The sequence below is a fragment of the Chelativorans sp. J32 genome, assembly GCF_000518985.1.
Lineage (GTDB): Bacteria > Pseudomonadota > Alphaproteobacteria > Rhizobiales > Rhizobiaceae > Chelativorans.
In genome coordinates this window covers 29169-46957 of record NZ_JAEQ01000022.1, presented here as the reverse complement: position 1 = coordinate 46957, position 17789 = coordinate 29169, and the positions used below count along the sequence as shown (strand labels likewise).

15 protein-coding genes and 1 tRNA gene are annotated in these 17789 nt (G+C 61.1%); 6 read left to right on the top strand and 10 right to left on the bottom strand.

The window, feature by feature from the left end:
• Positions 1-25 precede the first annotated feature (25 nt).
• The 4 genes from cysQ to CHEJ32_RS0121065 all read right to left on the bottom strand — a co-directional run bounded on the left by cysQ (position 26) and on the right by CHEJ32_RS0121065 (position 4959).
• Positions 26-838 (bottom strand): 3'(2'),5'-bisphosphate nucleotidase CysQ, encoded by an 813-nt coding sequence (cysQ, locus tag CHEJ32_RS0121080; RefSeq protein WP_034658903.1) that lies wholly within the window; start codon positions 836-838, stop codon positions 26-28.
• Complete coding sequence (cysN, locus tag CHEJ32_RS0121075; RefSeq protein ID WP_028035550.1) at positions 835-2757, bottom strand: sulfate adenylyltransferase subunit CysN; 1923 nt, start codon at positions 2755-2757, stop codon at positions 835-837. Before cysN ends, cysQ begins: the two co-directional genes overlap by 4 nt.
• Positions 2757-3728 (bottom strand): sulfate adenylyltransferase subunit CysD, encoded by a 972-nt coding sequence (cysD, locus tag CHEJ32_RS0121070; RefSeq protein ID WP_084032897.1) that lies wholly within the window; start codon positions 3726-3728, stop codon positions 2757-2759. Before cysD ends, cysN begins: the two co-directional genes overlap by 1 nt.
• 112 nt (positions 3729-3840) lie before the next feature.
• Complete coding sequence (locus CHEJ32_RS0121065) at positions 3841-4959, bottom strand: DegT/DnrJ/EryC1/StrS aminotransferase family protein (RefSeq protein WP_028035548.1); 1119 nt, start codon at positions 4957-4959, stop codon at positions 3841-3843.
• Positions 4960-5177: 218 nt separating this feature from the next.
• Here CHEJ32_RS0121065 and CHEJ32_RS0121060 point away from each other — a divergent pair, with 218 nt between their 5' ends.
• On the top strand, positions 5178-6533 hold the full coding sequence (locus CHEJ32_RS0121060; RefSeq protein WP_028035547.1) for a phosphomannomutase/phosphoglucomutase: 1356 nt from the start codon (positions 5178-5180) through the stop codon (positions 6531-6533).
• A 109-nt stretch (positions 6534-6642) separates the two neighbouring features.
• On the opposite strand, the gene CHEJ32_RS0121055 is transcribed toward CHEJ32_RS0121060, so the two are convergent.
• Positions 6643-6717: transfer RNA gene (locus CHEJ32_RS0121055), tRNA-Gln, on the bottom strand.
• A gap of 236 nt (positions 6718-6953) precedes the next feature.
• Here CHEJ32_RS0121055 and CHEJ32_RS0121050 point away from each other — a divergent pair.
• Both CHEJ32_RS0121050 and CHEJ32_RS0121045 read left to right on the top strand, forming a co-directional pair.
• Positions 6954-8888: a nucleoside-diphosphate sugar epimerase/dehydratase gene (locus tag CHEJ32_RS0121050; protein WP_028035546.1), complete on the top strand. Its 1935-nt coding sequence runs from the start codon at positions 6954-6956 to the stop codon at positions 8886-8888.
• Between the two features lie 56 nt (positions 8889-8944).
• Complete coding sequence (locus CHEJ32_RS0121045) at positions 8945-9475, top strand: sugar transferase (RefSeq protein WP_028035545.1); 531 nt, start codon at positions 8945-8947, stop codon at positions 9473-9475.
• An 83-nt stretch (positions 9476-9558) separates the two neighbouring features.
• On the opposite strand, the gene galE is transcribed toward CHEJ32_RS0121045, so the two are convergent.
• Together galE and CHEJ32_RS0121035 are read right to left on the bottom strand one after the other, a co-directional pair.
• Positions 9559-10548, bottom strand: coding sequence for a UDP-glucose 4-epimerase GalE (gene galE, locus CHEJ32_RS0121040; protein ID WP_028035544.1), 990 nt, complete (start codon positions 10546-10548; stop codon positions 9559-9561).
• A gap of 90 nt (positions 10549-10638) precedes the next feature.
• Entirely contained in the window at positions 10639-11241 is a 603-nt protein-coding gene (locus CHEJ32_RS0121035) for a biotin transporter BioY (RefSeq protein ID WP_028035543.1), read from the bottom strand.
• A gap of 91 nt (positions 11242-11332) precedes the next feature.
• Here CHEJ32_RS0121035 and CHEJ32_RS0121030 point away from each other — a divergent pair, with 91 nt between their 5' ends.
• Positions 11333-12241, top strand: a complete 909-nt coding sequence (locus CHEJ32_RS0121030; protein ID WP_028035542.1) for an MBL fold metallo-hydrolase — start codon at positions 11333-11335, stop codon at positions 12239-12241.
• Here CHEJ32_RS0121030 and CHEJ32_RS0121025 read toward each other — a convergent pair.
• Positions 12238-13023: a DUF1499 domain-containing protein gene (locus CHEJ32_RS0121025; protein WP_028035541.1), complete on the bottom strand. Its 786-nt coding sequence runs from the start codon at positions 13021-13023 to the stop codon at positions 12238-12240. The two genes, CHEJ32_RS0121030 and CHEJ32_RS0121025, sit on opposite strands and share 4 nt — an antisense overlap.
• 205 nt (positions 13024-13228) lie before the next feature.
• On the opposite strand from CHEJ32_RS0121025, the gene CHEJ32_RS0121020 reads away from it, so the two are divergent.
• Positions 13229-13591 (top strand): hypothetical protein, encoded by a 363-nt coding sequence (locus CHEJ32_RS0121020; protein WP_034658902.1) that lies wholly within the window; start codon positions 13229-13231, stop codon positions 13589-13591.
• Positions 13592-13601: 10 nt separating this feature from the next.
• Here CHEJ32_RS0121020 and ppdK read toward each other — a convergent pair whose 3' ends face one another.
• Positions 13602-16265, bottom strand: coding sequence for a pyruvate, phosphate dikinase (gene ppdK / locus CHEJ32_RS0121015; protein ID WP_028035539.1), 2664 nt, complete (start codon positions 16263-16265; stop codon positions 13602-13604).
• Between the two features lie 190 nt (positions 16266-16455).
• Here ppdK and CHEJ32_RS0121010 point away from each other — a divergent pair, with 190 nt between their 5' ends.
• Positions 16456-16803 carry a VOC family protein gene (locus CHEJ32_RS0121010; RefSeq protein ID WP_028035538.1) on the top strand — a complete coding sequence of 116 codons (348 nt, stop codon included), beginning with the start codon at positions 16456-16458 and terminating at the stop codon, positions 16801-16803.
• 2 nt (positions 16804-16805) lie between these two features.
• Here CHEJ32_RS0121010 and CHEJ32_RS25635 read toward each other — a convergent pair whose 3' ends face one another.
• Positions 16806-17213: a hypothetical protein gene (locus CHEJ32_RS25635; RefSeq protein WP_156936761.1), complete on the bottom strand. Its 408-nt coding sequence runs from the start codon at positions 17211-17213 to the stop codon at positions 16806-16808.
• Positions 17214-17789: the final 576 nt, after the last annotated feature.

Sequence of the window (17789 nt, the reverse complement as noted above, 5' to 3'; positions counted from 1 at the left end):
GTCCACCGGCGTTTCCACACCATCATCAAGCGCGCCCTTCGGCGATGAAAAAGGGATTGGCGAACGCCTCAAGCCCCTCTCCTTCCCTCGGACCATAGGTGAGTAGCTCACCGTCAAGGGTTAGCGTCCGGCCGCCCGCCGCACGGAGCACAGCGTCGCCCGCCGCCGTATCCCACTGCATGGTGCGGCCGAAGCGCGGATAAAGATCCGCTTCGCCGCGGGCCAGCATGCAGAATTTCAGCGAAGAGCCGATGGAGACGGTATGCGCGCCCGGGTATCGGGCGATGAAGTCCTCGGTCTCCGGCGTCGAATGGGAGCGGCTTGCAAGTATCGCCGGTGGATTCCTGCGCAATCGGGCACAGATCTGACGGCGGCTCTTCTCTACCCCCTCTCTGCATTCCACCTCGAAGGCGCCGCCGATCCTCCCTGAATAGAGCAGGCCTCGTGCGGGGGCATAGACGACACCCACGACCGGCGCGGCGTTCTTTATCAGGGCTATGTTGACGGTAAAATCCGGCCGATGCTCGATGAACTCCCGGGTGCCATCGAGCGGATCGACCAGGAAGAAGCCCTCGTCGACACAGGCCGGCAGCACGCCGCAAGAAGCCTCCTCTTCGGAAACGCAAGGTGTTCCCGAGACGGAAGACCTGAGCCCGGTCAGAATAATTCTCTCGGCGGCGCGGTCGGCCTCGGTCACCGGAGACGCATCGGACTTCCGTTCGACGCGGACCCCCGCTTCGTAATGCCTCATGATCTCACGGCCCGCGCTCAGCGCCAGTTCTTCGAAAAGCGCCAGAAGAGCGGTTTCGTCCGTGGCGGACCGGGTGGCATGGTTCAACAATAGCCTCGCTCCCGCAGCCAGCTTTCCAACTCGTCCGCCATATTTTCGAGCGAGCGGCCCAGGGTACGCAAGTGGAGATCCGGATTTTCCGGTATTTCGTAAGGGGAATCCACGCCCGTGAAGTTCTTTAGTTCACCCTTAAGCGCCCGCGCGTAGAGCCCCTTCGGATCGCGCCTGGCGCATTCCTCGAAGGGCGTATCGACGAACACCTCGATGAACTCCCCGTCTCCCATCAGGTCGCGCGCCATACGGCGTTCGGCCTGGAAGGGAGAGATGAAGGATACGAGCACGATGAGCCCGGCATCCACCATCAAGCGGGCCACCTCGGCCACGCGGCGGATGTTCTCCACCCGATCCTCCTCGGTGAAACCCAAATCCCGGTTCAGACCGTGGCGCACATTGTCGCCATCGAGGATATAGGTGTGCCGTCCCGCTGCGTGCAGCTTCTTTTCCAGGAGATTGGCGATCGTCGATTTTCCAGAACCCGAAAGGCCGGTGAACCAGAGCACAGCCGGCTTCTGGTGCTTCAGGGCGGCACGGGAGGCTTTCGTGACGTCCATTGCCTGCCAATGAATGTTCGCGGCTCGGCGAAGCGGATGCAGGATCATGCCCGCGCCGACCGTCGCGTTCGTTACCCGGTCGATCAGAATGAAGGAACCGGTCGATCGGTTCTCCTTGAAGGAATCGAAGACGATGGGGGCCTGGAGCGACAGATTGCAGACGCCGACCTCGTTCAGGTCGAGGCTCTTGGCCGCCTCGTGGGCGAAGTTGTTGATGTTCACCCGGTGCTTCAGATGCGTAACCGTGGCGCTTACCTCCTCCGTCTCGGTCCGCAGCAGATACATGCGGCCGGGCAATAGCGGATGCTCATCGAACCAGACGACATTGGCCGCAAACTGGTCCGCCACGTTGGGCCGAGATTCCGGTGTTACCAGCATCTCGCCGCGCGACACCTCCACCTCGTCCTCAAGCAGCAGCGTGACTGCCTGGCCCTCGGACGCGCTCGCCAGGTCCCCGTCATAGGTGACGATGCGCTTCACACGCGTGCGCCGCCCGGATTTCGCGACCATCACCTCGCTGCCGACGGCAATGGAGCCGGAAGTGATCGTGCCCGCAAACCCGCGGAAATCGAGATTGGGCCGGTTCACATATTGCACAGGGAACCGGAAGGGCCGCGCCCGGTCCTCGGCCCCAATCTCCACGTTTTCCAGATGCCCGATCAGCGAAGGGCCCGCATACCAAGGAGTGCGCTCGGAAACGCTCGTGACATTGTCGCCGTGGCGAGCCGATATCGGGATTGCGACCACCGAGGAAAAATCGAGATCGCTCACGAAGGATTCATAGTCGGCAATGATACGCTCAAAGGCCTGCTGATCGAAATCGACGAGATCGATCTTGTTCACCGCCAGCACGATGTGTCTGATCCCGAGCAGCGATGCGATGATCGAATGGCGGCGCGTCTGTTCCAGGACGCCCTGGCGCGCATCCACCAAAACCACAGCAAGATCGGCGGTCGAGGCGCCGGTAGCCATGTTTCGGGTGTATTGCTCATGGCCGGGCGTGTCCGCGACGATGAATTTGCGTTTCGGCGTGGAGAAGAAGCGATAGGCCACATCGATGGTGATGCCCTGCTGGCGCTCGGCTTCCAGACCATCGACCAGCAAGGCCAGATCGATGTCACCTCCCGTCGTGCCGTGCTTCTTCGAATCCTGCTCCAGCACGGAGAGCTGATCCTCGAAAATCAGCTTCGTGTCGTAGAGCAATCTGCCGATCAGCGTCGACTTGCCATCATCGACGGAGCCGCAGGTCAGAAACCGCAGGAGCGTCTTGCGTTCCTGGGTTGCGAGATAGGTGCGGATATCTGCAGCTTCCGCCTCGGTGTCGAGAAGCGCGGCTGCGGCATTGGCAGTCAGCATCAGAAATATCCCTCGCGCTTCTTCTTTTCCATCGAGCCCGCCTCGTCGCTATCGATGAGGCGCCCTTGGCGCTCCGAAGTCCGTGCGGTGAGCATTTCCGAGACGATGTCTTCGAGCGTCGCAGCGGTGGAATCGATCGCTCCGGTCAGCGGATAGCAACCAAGTGTGCGGAAACGCACCATGCGCTCCTCCACCACCTCTCCCGGAAGGAGCTTCATCCGCTCATCGTCGACCAGGATCAACATCCCGCCGCGGTTTACCACGGGCCGCTTCTTCGCAAAGTAAAGCGGTACGATCGGGATACCCTCGTGCAGAATGTATTGCCAAATGTCGAGCTCGGTCCAGTTCGACAGCGGGAACACCCGGATCGACTCGCCAGGGGCCACGCGGGTATTGTAGATCTTCCACATTTCGGGGCGCTGGTTCTTGGGATCCCAGGCATGGTTTGCCGTACGAAAGGAGAAGATGCGTTCCTTGGCGCGGGACTTCTCCTCATCCCTCCTGGCACCGCCGAACGCCGCGTCGAAGCCGTATTTATCGAGCGCTTGCCTCAGTCCCACGGTCTTCATGATGTGCGTGTGCACATTCGAGCCGTGGTCGAACGGGTTGATACCGTCCCGCACACCCTCTTCATTGATATGGACGAGGAGATCAAACCCCAGTTCCGCCGCCATGCGGTCGCGGAAGGCGATCATCTCCCTGAATTTCCACGTGGTGTCCACATGAAGAAAGGGAAAAGGCGGCCTGGCCGGATAGAAGGCCTTCATCGCCAGATGCAACAGCACCGACGAATCCTTGCCTACGGAATAGAGCATCACCGGTCGTGCAAAATTCGCCGCCACCTCCCGCATGATGTGGATCGATTCGGCTTCGAGCCGCTGGAGGTGGGTGAGATCTGCCGCCATTTCGACCAATGACCTGTTCCGGATAGCGGCCCTAAGCGCCGCTTGTCGGAAATAGCATTGGGCCATCAGCCACCTCAAGGTGACCAAAACTAAAGGCGCGGCAGGATCGATCCTGCCTTTGCGCCATTTGCGGCTAAAGCGAAAACTTCTTCCGTCAGCGCTTTCGCACGGAAGCTGACTACCCTTCCACGGCTTGGCGGATGGTGAGGATGATGCGGTCCTGATCGGCTTCCGTGAGGTAGGGGTGCATCGGCAAGCAGAGAATGCGCTCGGGCAGGCTCTCTGAAACCGGCAATCCCTTCGGCGTCCGCGGATAGGCGGCATATGCCTCCTGCAGGTGCAGCGGCTTTTCGTAATAAACGACGGAGGGAATGCCTTCATCCTTTAGTGCTGCCCTGACCTTGTCGCGGGCCGGCGTCTCGATCGCGTATTGCGCCCAGGCCGAACGATTGCCGGCGGGAATCACCGGAACCTTCACCACCTCGGCGAGGGCCTCGCTGTAGCGCGCCGCGACCTTCTGGCGAAGCTCCATCTCCTCCGGGAGTATGGCGAGCTTCTCGATCAGGATCGCCGCCTGCATCGTATCGAGCCGCGAATTCAGCCCAACCCGGACATTGTCGTATTGGCTTTTGCCCTTGCCATGGAAGGCGACGGAACGGAGGATTTCTGCAAGCTCGGCGTCATTGGTGAACATGGCTCCGCCGTCCCCGTAGCAGCCGAGCGGTTTTGCCGGATAAAAGCTGGTGCCCGCCACATCGCCAAAGGCGCCGCACATGGTGTTCCCCTGAGCTCCGCCGATGGCCTGGGCCGCATCCTCGATCACGAACAGGCCTTCGCGCGCCGCGATCCTGCCGATCGCACCATAATCGGCGGCCAGACCGAAGAGATCGACGGGGATGATTGCCTTCGGTGTAAGCTCGCTCTGTTCCCGAACTGCCGCAATCGCAGCCTCGAGGCTTTCAATATCGATATTATAGGTGTCCGGGTCGACGTCGACGAAGACCGGCGATGCGCCGGCAAGCGCCACAACCTCCGCAGTCGCCGCGAAGGTGAAGCTCGGGACGAATACCGCATCGCCCGGCCCGATTCCCTTTGCCATCAGCGGCATCAGCAGCGCGTCGGTGCCGTTCGCACAGGCCACCACATGCTTGACGCCGAGATAGGCCGCGATCTTCTCTTCGAATTCTGCGACTTCGGGCCCGAGAATGTAGCGCCCCTCGGCCAGCACCTTCGCCAACCTCTTCTCCAGCCTGTCCTGAATGCGTTCGCGCTGCTTGCCGAGGTCGATGAATTGCATGCCGGTTGCCCTGTACGTGGTGTGGTGTGATTGGGTGAATAGGCGGGCGCCCGGCGTTTCGCAACAAAAAGGAACGTTCACTCTGTCGCAGGCGTTGTTACACGCGGTGACCAAGGGCCGAGGCTTGGCGTTTGCGTCTGAAAAATTTCACATCTAACAAATAACCAGTTTCGTATTTCGACCAATCCAACTCTCTGTCAGACAGGAGACAGGAACGCATGAGTGCTCCCTTCAAGGCCTATGATGTCCGCGGCCGGATTCCGGAGGAGATCAACACGCCCTTTGCTTATCGCTTCGCCCAGGCGATGAAGGAGGCGCTGGGATCGAAAACCGTCGTGATCGGTCACGACATGCGGCTCGACAGCCCTGCTCTTGCGGGCGCGCTGACGCAAGGACTCCTCGACAGCGGGGTGGATGTGCTTCCCGTCGGCCAGTGCGGTACGGAAGAGGTTTATTTCCATACGGCGCGCTCCGGGGCGGATGCCGGCCTGATGGTAACCGCGAGCCACAATCCACCGGATTATAACGGTATCAAGATGGTGCTGAAGGGAGCCTCCGCCGCCACGCCGGACAACGCCTTCAACCCGATCGAAGAGCTGCTGCGCTCCGACAGGGTTTTTCCGACCGCCACCAGCTACTCGTCACGCGGCACGTTGCATCCGGTCTGCGATCGCAATCTCTACATCGAGCGCCTGCTCGAGGAAGTGGCCGGCCAGGACCTCAAGCCGATGAAGATCGTCTGCCATGCAGGCAATGGCTGCGCCGGCCCGATCATCGACCTCTTGGAAAAACACCTGCCCTTCACCTTCATCAAGATCGACCACGATCCCAATCCGTGGCTGCCCAATGGCGTGCCGAATCCGCTTCTGCCGGAAAAGCGCGAGAAGGCCAGCAAGGCGGTTGTGGAGCAAGGAGCGGACCTTGCCATCGCCTGGGACGGGGATTTCGACCGCTGCTTCCTCTACGACCACAAGGGCCGGTTCGTGGAGGGCTATTACCTCGTCGGCATGATTGCCCAGCGCATGCTCAAAAAGGCGCCGGGCAGCACGATCCTCTATGATCCGCGACTCACCTGGAACACGATCGACGTCGTGGAAAGTGCCGGCGGCGTCGCAAAACCCTGTCGTACCGGACACGCCTATTTCAAGCACATGATGCGCGAGGAGAACGCCATCTATGGCGGCGAGATGAGCGCGCACCATTATTTCCGGGACTTCGCCTATTGCGATTCCGGCATGCTCACCTGGCTCGATGTTGTCTGCGAGCTTTCGGCCACCGGCGTCACTCTCGCGGAAACGCTGGAAGAGCGCATCGCCGCCTTCCCCTGTTCCGGCGAGATCAATTTCACGGTGGCCGATTCCAAGGCCGTCCAGGAGAGGGTTGCAGAGCACTACCAGCGCTTCAATCCCACGCTGGAAACGATCGACGGTCTCGGCATGGCTTTCGACGATTGGCGCTTCAATCTGCGCGCCTCAAACACGGAGCCGCTGCTGCGCCTCAATGTGGAAACGCGCGCCGACCAGAAGCTCCTCGAGGAGAAGGTGCAGGAACTGCGTGGGCTGATCGAAGCTTAGCCAGCTCTGTCCGGGTTCCTGGCGGAGTTCCAATTCCGCCAGGGAGCCTCCAGACAGGAGGAGCCGTTCGCATGGACGGTCGGATCGTTCATTTCAACGAGAGGAAACTTGGCTGGGGCGCCAGGATTCGAACCTGGGAATGGCGGTACCAAAAACCGCTGCCTTACCGCTTGGCTACGCCCCATCGCCGACACAAGGCCGGTGTCAGAGCCCGCTCATATATTGGTTTCGGCTGTGCGGCGCAACGGCCAAAAATGGCCTGGATTGCGTGTCACGCCTCTATTCACAGATTACAACTTCTCCCTTTCCCCGATACGTAAATTGATCGACCATCGACTGTTAGACTGCTAGGAGGGCTCAGTTGTTTGCGGAAGTTTCAAGCTTTTCGCCTATTCTGTTCATGAAAACCGAGGGTGAGATATGCGGCTAAGTCGCGCGGTCGAGTGGCTTCATATGCGCTCGCGCCGCTCAAAGAAGATCATGTTGCTGACGGCCGACATTGTCGGTCTGGTCGCGATCGTCTGGCTGGCCTTCTGCTTCCGCTTCAACCGATTCTTCGTTCCCAATTTCGAGCAGACGCTTCTCATCCTGGCAGCGCCTGCCATCGCCATCCCGATCTTCGTCCGGATGGGCCTTTATCGAGCCGTCCTGCGCTATCTTCAGGAACGGGCGATCTGGACCATGATCAAGGCCGTTACCTTCGCCAATCTCGCCTGGGTCTCGCTGGTCTTCATCACCCTCTCCTATGGAGCCGAGGGCATCCCGCGCACGATCGCCGTGCTCTATTGGGCGGGAAGCCTGGTCGGCGTCATCGGCAGCCGTCTCGGTCTGAAGTGGCTGCTCAATGGCGGGATAGCACACGACACCCACAAGAACCGGGTCATCATCTATGGCGCGGGCGACGCGGCCATGCAGCTTGCGAACGCACTGAGCGCATCCGGAGACCGGCAGGTCGTCGGCATCGTCAGCGACGATCGCAGCCTGCATGGCATGGAGATCGTCGGCATCCGCGTATACCCCTCCGAACAGCTCGAAGAGCTGGTCTCGGATACCGAGGCCCAAGAAGTCATCGTAACCGCCTCATCATCCAGCACTCGGCGTCGCAGGGAACTGGTGGCGCGGCTGGGACGGTTTCCCGTGAAGATCCGCGTTCTTCCGTCAATTGCCGACGTGGCCACGGGTAAATATCTCGTCAGCTATGTGCGCGACATCGATATCGACGACCTTCTGGGCCGTTCTCCCGTTCCTGCCGACCCCGAGCTGATGCGTTCAAGCCTGGAAGGCCGCATCATCATGGTCACGGGCGCGGCCGGATCTATTGGTTCCGAGGTGTGCAGGACGATCGCCCAGGGCAACCCGACAAAGCTCGTGCTCTTCGAGATGAACGAGCTTGGGCTCTACAACATCGAACGGGAACTGCGGCGCTATGGTAATTTTCCGATAGTCCCCGTGCTTGGCTCAATCGGAGACGCGCGCCTCGTCCGGCGGACGCTCATAGAGCACGAAATCCAGACGGTTTATCATTGTGCTGCCTACAAGCATGTGCCGCTGGTGGAAAGCAATCCGCTCGAGGGCGTGCGCAACAACGTATTCGGCACCTTGACCCTGGTGGAAGAAGCCTGCGCTGGCAATGTGCAGAACTTCATCCTCATTTCTTCGGATAAGGCCGTGCGGCCGACAAGCGTCATGGGCGCAACGAAGCGATGGGCGGAACTGATCGTGCGCTATTACGGCGAGGAGGCGCGCAAGAAAGACGAAAGCCGGGTCTTCTCCTCCGTCCGCTTCGGCAATGTCATCGGGTCGAGCGGCTCGGTCGTGCCGCTCTTCAAAGAGCAGATCGCCGCAGGTGGACCGGTCACCCTCACGCATGAGGACATGACGCGCTATTTCATGTCTGTGCGCGAGGCGGCGGGATTGATCGTGCAGGCGGGTGCCCTTTCACGAAGCGGCGACATCCTTCTCCTCGACATGGGCGAGCCGATCCGGATACGCCAACTCGCCGAAGACATGATCATGCTTGCAGGCTTCTCCGTCCGCAACGAGGACAATCCGGATGGCGACATCGAGGTCGTCACCGTCGGCATGCGCGAGGGCGAGAAGCTGCACGAGGAGCTCTTCTACGACCCGACCGGAGTGACGACCACGCGTCATCCCAAAATCCTGCGAGCGGCCCAGTTGGGAACGACGGAGCAGATACCGGCGATGATCGCACAGCTGAAGCTTGCCATGGAGCATGCCGATGTGGCGGCGGTGCGCGAGGTGCTGTTCAGCCTGATCGGCGAGAATGGCCGACTTGCCGCGGTACCCAGGCTGCCCCCCGCTCCCTCGGACAAGGATCTACGGCGCCTGGCGTGAGCGAAGAATCCCCTACATTGCCTCCGGCGCTCCTGCGGGATCAGCGGGCACGGCGGATGAAGCGCCTGCTGGATCTGGCCATCGCAGTCCCAGGACTGGTGATCGCCATTCCCGTCATCGCAGTGGCTGCTATCCTCATCCGTGCCAGTTCGAAGGGGCCAGCTATCCTGGCGCAGACGCGCGTCGGGCACAACGGTGTGCCCTTCACCTGTTACAAGTTGCGGACCATGTATGCCGATACGCCGGCCGTCCCCACGCACGAAGCCCAGCGAAGCGCGGTGACGCCGCCCGGTCGCATTTTACGGGCGACAAAGCTCGATGAACTGCCGCAGCTCTGGAACGTGCTCAGGGGTGAAATGAGCTTGGTCGGCCCGCGTCCATGCCTGCCGACCCAGCAAGAACTGATCCAGCACCGTGCGCGACTGGGTGTCCTGGCCGCGTTGCCTGGGATTACCGGCCTTGCCCAAGTCCGGGGGATCGACATGTCGCAGCCTGCGCTGCTCGCGGAAATTGATGCCGAGTACTTGCGGGACTGGTCGCTGCGGCTGGACCTGGAGCTGATGTTCAGGACCGTCTGGCGGGACTGAACATCATTGGTATGTGGCGAAGTGCCGACTTCAAACGACTCCCAAACCACTCCGGCTTTTGGACCGATACGTAGGTGCCCGGCCTATACGCGGTTGCGCTTTGCCAGGATCTCTTCCCAGCGGAGCGCATCGCTGACAATCTCTTGAAGATCGTCGTGCACGGGCTTCCAGCCTAGCTCCGAAAAGCAGCGTTCGGCGCTCGCGACGATGGCGACCGCGTCACCGGCGCGCCTGCCGCTTTCGACCACCTTGACGTCCGTTCCCGAGACGCGCTTTACGGCGTCAATCACTTCCAGAACGGAGTAGCCCCTCCCGTAGCCGCAGTTCGCAATGAGGCTTCCCCCACCACTCCGCAGACGCTGCAGCGCCAGATAATGCGCGTTCACGAGATCGGAAACGTGGATGTAATCGCGCACGCAAGTGCCGTCGGGGGTCGGATAATCGGTTCCGAATACTTCCATGAAGGGCCGCTTCCCGGTGGCGGTCTCGCAGGCCACCTTGATGAGGTGCGTCGCTCCCTTGGTGGATTGGCCGGTTCGGCGCTTCGGATCCGCACCGGAGACGTTGAAATAGCGCAACGCCGTATAAGCGAAGTCGTGGGCCGCGGCCGTATCGCGCAGCATGATCTCGGTCATGAGCTTGGACGTGCCGTAAGGAGACTCCGGCTGCAGCGGTTCGTCTTCGGTAACCGGGTTCTTCTGCGGCGTCCCGTAGACGGCGGCGGTGGACGAGAAGATGAAATGCTTCACACCGCAGCGAAGGGCGCTTTCGATCAGCGCGCGGGACTTCACGGTGTTGTTCAAATAGTAGCCCAACGGATCGGCCACCGATTCCGGAACGATGATGGAACCCGCGAAATGGATCACCGCATCCACATTGCGGCGCTTCATCACTCCCTCGACCAGCGCCTGGTCGCCGATGTCACCGACGACAAGCTCTGCGCGATCGGGCACCGCCCAATCAAAGCCGGTGGAAAGACGGTCCACCACCACGACCTCTTCGCCGTGGTCCAGCAGTTCCCACACCATATGGCTGCCGATATAGCCGGCGCCGCCCGTCACAAGAACCGCCATGCCTCACCTCTCGATCAAAAGGCCATGGGCGCATCCTCGCCCATGGCCCTCGTCTTCATATCTGCCCGAAAATGGACAAGTACCCGAATATCAGCGGGCGATCCCCAGCCCGCGGAGTGCCGACCAACCTGCCGGAACCATGCAGGCGGCAAGCGCCACTTTGATCAGGTCGGGCACGAGGAACGGCAGCACGCCGAACGTCCATGCGCCTTCAGCACCGATGAGCACGGAGAGCCAAGCAAATCCGAACGTCAGCAGAGCGATCTCCGCGACAAGCATCGCGCCGAAGAACTTCACCACATTGCGGTCCCAGCCACGATCGGCGGCATAGCCGGCGATGGCCGCCATCACGGCGAAGCCGACCAGATAGCCACCCGTCGGGCCCACCATATAGGCAAGGCCGATGCCCTTTTCGGGCGAGCTCTGGAACACGGGGAGACCCATCGCGCCTTCGGCGAGATAAAGCAGAAGCGTGGCAAAGCCGAGCCGTGCACCGAAGCAGGCCCCGATCAGAAGCACCGCAAGTGTCTGAAGCGACATGTCAACGGGGCCGAGCACGACTTTCGTCTTGGCCGAAACGGTAAGAAGAAGCGTGCCTGCGACAACCAGAAAGGCCTGAAGCATCAACCGCGCCGGGCGCGACTCGGGCATGGCTAGAGAAACGAGCGGTCGGAAAGCGATCGCCTGCGACATGGGGCCTCCGTGGATTGGTTTATCAGAATTCGCATTCTTCTATAGTCGGTTCCATGATAGGCGGCAACACGGTGCAAGTGAGGCAACGGCGATGACGCTCGAATTCGACACGCACTTTGAACCGCGCTACGGAGAACCGGTTGAGATCGCACCGGGCATCCGGCGCGTTACGGTGCGGAATCCAAGTCCCTTCACCTTCCATGGCACCAACTCCTACATTTTAGGCAGTGAGGGCTCTCTCGCCGTCATCGATCCGGGTCCCGAGGACCAGGAGCATCTCGAGGCGCTTCTGGCCGCAATCGGCGACCGACCGTTGACTCATATCTTCGTCAGCCACACCCATAGGGATCACTCTCCGCTTGCGGCGAAGCTGGCGGAGATCACAGGGGCAAAGACCGTCGCGGAGGGGCCGCATAGACCGGCACGGCCCCTTGCGATCGGCGAGACAAATCCGCTCGACGTGAGCGCCGACACCGCGTTCCAGCCGGATATCAAATTTGCCGATAACGGATTGATCAAGGGAGACGGCTGGGCAGTCAGGGCAATCCATACGCCGGGGCACACCGCGAATCATCTAGCGTTCGCCCTCGAGGGCACCGGGATTACTTTCTCGGCCGATCACGTGATGGCCTGGTCAACCACGATCGTCGCACCGCCCGACGGAGCGATGACCGATTACATGGCCTCGCTTGACAAGCTTATCGCGCGGGAAGACCGCCTGCTGCTGCCTGGACACGGCGGCCCCGTGCTCAAGCCGCAACAATTCCTGCGCGGGTTGAAGGCGCATCGCAAAATGCGCGAGCGTGCCGTCGTGGAACGGCTTGCGACCGGCGACCGCACGATCCCTGAGATCGTGAAAGCCATCTACCGCGACACGGATCCAAGGCTGCACGGCGCCGCGGCCCTTTCAGTTTTCGCTCACCTGGAAGATCTGGTTGCCCAGGGACGCGTCAGGACGGAGGGCACACCCACTCTCGACTCCGCCTACCTTCTTTCCTAAGGAGCCGCCTGCGCTCGGATCCTGCTGTCCAGATCGCTCAGGAAACGCTGAATTCGGGTGGCGTTCTCACCTAGGTCGTGTCGGCCATAACGGGACGCGGAGCGCATATCGACATAGGTGGCTTCGCCGCGATCTTCGATGCGCACCGATACGTCGGACGGAAAGCCAAGCAGATAGGAATAGGCGACAGCCTCGATCACCACGTTCTGGCTGCTCACCGCGTCGGCTGGTCGTGCCGGCGAGACAACCTCCCATCCCCGATCTTCCATGAGCGCCACGACTTGTTCGACCACGTTCTCACGGGGCTGTTCATAGAGCTTCCCGCTCAACTCGGGATAGGCTTTTTGCTGCAACGAGATCGTCTGCTGGGTCGGGTCCGCGACAGCGTTCATCGGGAGCAGCCGCACGGCTGCAGCAAATTGCAGCGGAGGAGGACGCGTAGGATCCGTCGAGATATCGCTCAGCGGCGGATTCGCGAATGAATGATAGGCAGACACGCCATAGGGCACCAAGGCGCCCAACGACAGCAGCGCACCCAAAGTTGCATCCGTAATCCCGCTCACGCCTCGCCGCCACATCTGGGTGAAGGCCAGAGCGGATACCAGCAGCCCGATCACCGCAAGCAAGAAACAGAGGCCGAGCAGCCAGAGAAACGGTGGAGTGTCAATCAGCCGAAAGCGGTGAGAAAGCGCGGCTGTCAGAAAAAGCACCACCGTAAAGGAGCCCAGCCATCGCGCCCAGGGCGCAGCCGACGAGGCGCGTTGTTCCAATATTGCCGGCATCGCACTTCACCCCCAAGCACACCCGCCGCGTTTTACCTGTTCGGACACAATGGGTCAAAGAACGTGACGGTAAAGGCGCCCGCCCTGGATTGTACATCCTACCCCGTGAAGCTAGCTTCCCGAATCGATATGGCAGCATACGGAACCTTTCCGTACTTCTTTCATTTTGAATAGCTTTTAGGGTTTGGGGAAGCGATTGTAGGGAATGACAGCGGATACGATAGAAAAAGAGAACGCCCCTCCACCTTCATTGGAACTTGTAGAGCTTGAACTAGCCCTCCGACACCAGAATCTCCTCGAACTCGGTTTCGAAGGTGTCGTGCGCCAGGCGCTGGATCGCGTTGGGGGAGAGCTGTTGTTCCGGATGCGTATGGATGGCGTGGCCGGTTATGATTGGCTCGCGGCGGTGGCGCTCGATTCGGACGGAGAGCGCAAGCTGGCGCTTGTGGCCCAACCAACGGAGGGTGGGCCGCTCCGCGTCGAGGATGCCGAAGCGAGCGACACCTCTATCGCTCGCGTCGCCACCGCCTATGCGAATTTGGTGAAGAGCCTCGGAAGGCTCTCCTGATCTTTCAGCTTCACGCTTTGCGGCAGGCGGCCTGGGCGGCCGCCAGACGGGCGATCGGCACGCGGAAAGGCGAGCAGGACACGTAGTCGAGCCCCACCTCCTCGCAGAATGCGATCGAAGCGGGATCGCCCCCGTGCTCGCCGCAGATCCCGAGCTTCACGCCGCTGCGGGCTTCCCTGCCCTTCTCGGCCGCCAGCCGGACCAGCGCGCCCACACCGTCCACATCCAGCGTGACGAAGGGGTCATGCTCGATCAGGCCCTTCTTGCGGTAGATCTCCAGGAAGCCTGACGCATCGTCGCGCGAGATGCCGAAGGTGGTCTGGGTCAGATCATTGGTGCCGAAGGAGAAGAACTCCGCCTCACGGGCGATCTCACCTGCATTGAGGGCGGCGCGCGGCAGTTCGATCATGGTGCCGACGAGATATTCGATCGTCGCTCCCCGTTCCCCCTGCACCTTCTTCGCGACGTCATCGATGATCTTCTTCACGAAGGACAGCTCGGAGGAAATGCCGACGAGCGGCACCATGATCTCCGGCACGACCGGCGCGCCACTCTTCTGAGCCGCGTCCACGGCGGCCTCGAAGATCGCCCTCGCCTGCATCTCCGCGATTTCAGGGTAGGAGATCGCCAGCCGGCACCCGCGATGGCCGAGCATCGGATTGAACTCATGCAGGCTTTCGGCCTTCTGGCGCAGCTTTTCCTGGTCCACGCCCATGACGGCCGCCACTTCGGCGACTTCCGCCTCGCCCTGCGGCAGGAACTCATGCAAGGGCGGATCGAGCAACCTGATCGTCACCGGCAGGCCCGCCATGATCTCGAACAGCTCGGTGAAATCCGCACGCTGCATCGGCAACAGCTTTGCAAGGGCCGCCCGCCTCTGGTCCTCCGTCTCTGAGAGGATCATCTCACGCATGGCGAGAATGCGTTCTCCGTCGAAGAACATGTGCTCGGTCCGGCAAAGGCCGATGCCTTCGGCCCCAAACGAGCGCGCCGTGCGCGCATCGGTCGGCGTTTCGGCGTTGGAACGCACCTTCATGCGGCGCAGTTCGTCTGCCCAGCCCATGAGCGTGGAGAAATCGCCGGAAAGCTCAGGCTGTTGCATGGGCACCGCGCCCGCAAGCACCTGCCCCGTCGATCCATCGATTGTGATGACATCGCCGCGCTTGAAGCTCCTGCCCATGGCCAGCATCGTCCCCGTGCGGGTATCGACGCGCAACGTTCCGGCACCCGACACGCAGGGCTTTCCCATGCCGCGCGCCACGACGGCAGCATGGCTCGTCATGCCGCCTCGCGTAGTGAGAATGCCTTGGGCGGCATGCATGCCGTGGATGTCTTCCGGGCTCGTTTCCACGCGCACCAGGATGACGTTCCTGCCGCGGCCTGCCATCTCCTCGGCCTCGTCGGGCGTAAAGACGATCTCACCCGTGGCCGCGCCCGGAGAAGCGGGCAGACCCATTGCGATCATGTCACGCTTGGCGTTCGGGTCGATGGTGGGGTGGAGAAGCTGGTCGAGCGAAGACGGGTCGATGCGGCATACGGCTTCCGCCCGGGAGATCAGCCCCTCATTGGCCATATCCACCGCGATCTTCAGCGCCGCCTTGGTGGTGCGCTTGCCCGAACGGGTCTGCAGCATCCACAGCTTGCCGCGCTCGATTGTGAATTCCAGATCCTGCATGTCGCGGTAATGCCTTTCCAGCTTCTCCGCGATATCGACGAACGCGGCGAAAGCTTCCGGCATGACTTTCTCGAGCGACGGCTTGTCGGAACCGGCCTCGCGGCGCGCAGCTTCCGTCAGGTTTTGCGGCGTACGGATGCCCGCCACCACGTCCTCGCCCTGGGCATTGACCAGGAACTCTCCGTAAAGCGCCTTCTCCCCTGTTGACGGATTGCGGGTAAAGGCGACGCCCGTCGCGGAGGTCTCGCCCATATTGCCGAAAACCATGGCCTGGACGTTCACCGCCGTGCCCCAGTTTTCTGGAATATCGTGCAGCCTGCGATAGGTGATGGCGCGCGGGTTCATCCAGCTCGAGAAAACGGCGCCGATCGCGCCCCAGAGCTGTTCGCGCGGATCCTGCGGGAAGGGCTTCCCGAGTTCGCTCTCTACCTTTTCCTTGTAGAGTTCGACCACCTCCCTCCAGTCCCCTGCGGAGAAATCCGTATCCACGTCATAGCCGCGCCGCGCCTTCTCATCCGAGAGGATCTCCTCGAACACTTCATGCTCAAGGCCGAGCACCACGTCGCCATACATCTGGATGAAGCGGCGGTAGCTGTCATAGGCGAAGCGCTCGTCCCGCGCCTCCGCGGCGAGCGCCTCGACCGTCTCGTCGTTCAGGCCCAGATTGAGGACCGTATCCATCATTCCCGGCATTGAAGCGCGCGCGCCGGATCGCACCGAAACCAGGAGCAGCCGCTCGGGATCACCGAAACGTCGACCGGCAATCCGGCCCACTTCTTCCAGCGCGGCATTCACCTGCGCCTCCAGCTCGCCGGGATAGGCGCGGCCGTTAGCGTAGTAATGGGTACAAACTTCGGTCGTGATCGTAAATCCAGGAGGAACCGGCAGGCCAAGACTGCACATCTCCGCCAAATTTGCGCCCTTGCCGCCCAACAGATTCCTATCCGTGGCCCTGCCCTCGGCCTTCCCGTCGCCAAAGCTGTAGACCCATTTGGTCATGATACCCCCAAGTGGATTGCGCGGCATTCTGCACCGCAACAAGAGCGGTAACCGCCGACAGCACATCTGGCAAGGCGCCCGTTCAGCCGCGTCCTCAACTCAATCGATTTTTGTCGTGCGGAGAGACCTTGACGGGCCGACGCAACGACGTCAAAATCAGAACATATGGAGAACAATGATGGAGGGTTCAATGCGCGAGACAGGGAAGCTCGATTATCTCGAGATGCCCGCGACCGGCGGTACGCTCGACAGCGTAAAAGCTTTTTACGCCAATGCCTTCTCCTGGACCTTCACGGATTACGGTGCCAGCTATGCCGCTTTCGACGAGGGCATCGAGGGTGGCTTCTACGGCAGTCCTCTGGAAGGCACGGACAAGCCGCTGCCAGTGCTCTATTCCAGCGAGTTGGAGGAGACCTTGAAGCGGGTGGAGGATGCAGGCGGACGCGTGGTGAAGCCGATTTTCTCCTTCCCGGGCGGCCGACGCTTCCATTTTATCGATCCGGCCGGCAATGAGCTTGCGGTCTGGAGCGAAAAATAGGTTCAAGCCGCCTTGTCGGGCAGCTTGGCGAGAACCCGGCGCAGGCCACCGGTGGCGAGTGCGACATCCGGCGCGTTCTGCAGTGCGATCAGATAGCGAAGGCGGAATTCGCTGTCTTCCCCTTCCTCCTCCCCCAAGAGGCGCGCAACCTCGCCGCGGAATGGCAGAAGATCTTCGCGGGAAGAAATCTCGCCGTCCGCCAGCATTTCGTCGAGCCGGACGATCAGTTGCGAAAGACCGCTGGTCCAGGCGAAGCGCGGATCGCCAATGACGGCGAAGAGGAGCGTATAGGGGTTCTGCAGGGTGGGATCATCGCCCGCCTCCGCCAGGATCAAAGCGCGATGGAATGTCTTGAGCGCCAGCGAAAGCTCGCCTGCCAAGGCCGGCACGATGCCGTTCGGGTCTTCCAATTCGCGCTCCTTTCCCGAGAGCCGTTTTTCCACGAGGTTCGAATTCGCCGTTATAATTAGGGCATTCACGGTCCCAAGCCAAATTGGAGATGAAGCCGGAGCTTGCTGTTGGATTGAACACTCGTGCGCGACACTTGCTTTAGCCTGTGGCGACTAAGAGAACCGGAGAGGGGCCACTTGTGGTCACTCCCACTTCGTTCCAAGTGCTTGTCCGAGAGGGGCATCTGCTTGGGCGATAGCCTTTAAATGAGCTATCGTCCCCAGACTAGCAGCCTCGGGGCACCATGAAATTCTTTAATTAATCGTCTCGCAACCGCGAATCCAGCCAGACAATACACTTAAATATTGGCGCCGTCAGCGCGGTTGGTAGACGGCCGTTATGCCCTCTTCATCCGGAGCGATCGAAAGGTTTTTCACAACGAGGACTTCCTTATCGGATTTACATATTCTTTCCGAATGGGGCAATTACTCGCCCATGCATTTGGCCCGCCTAAAAAACATCCAGATGTTGATGTCTATGCTTACATGGTGACGGACTTTGTGAATGCGGCTCGCGACTGCCTCCAAACCAGAGGG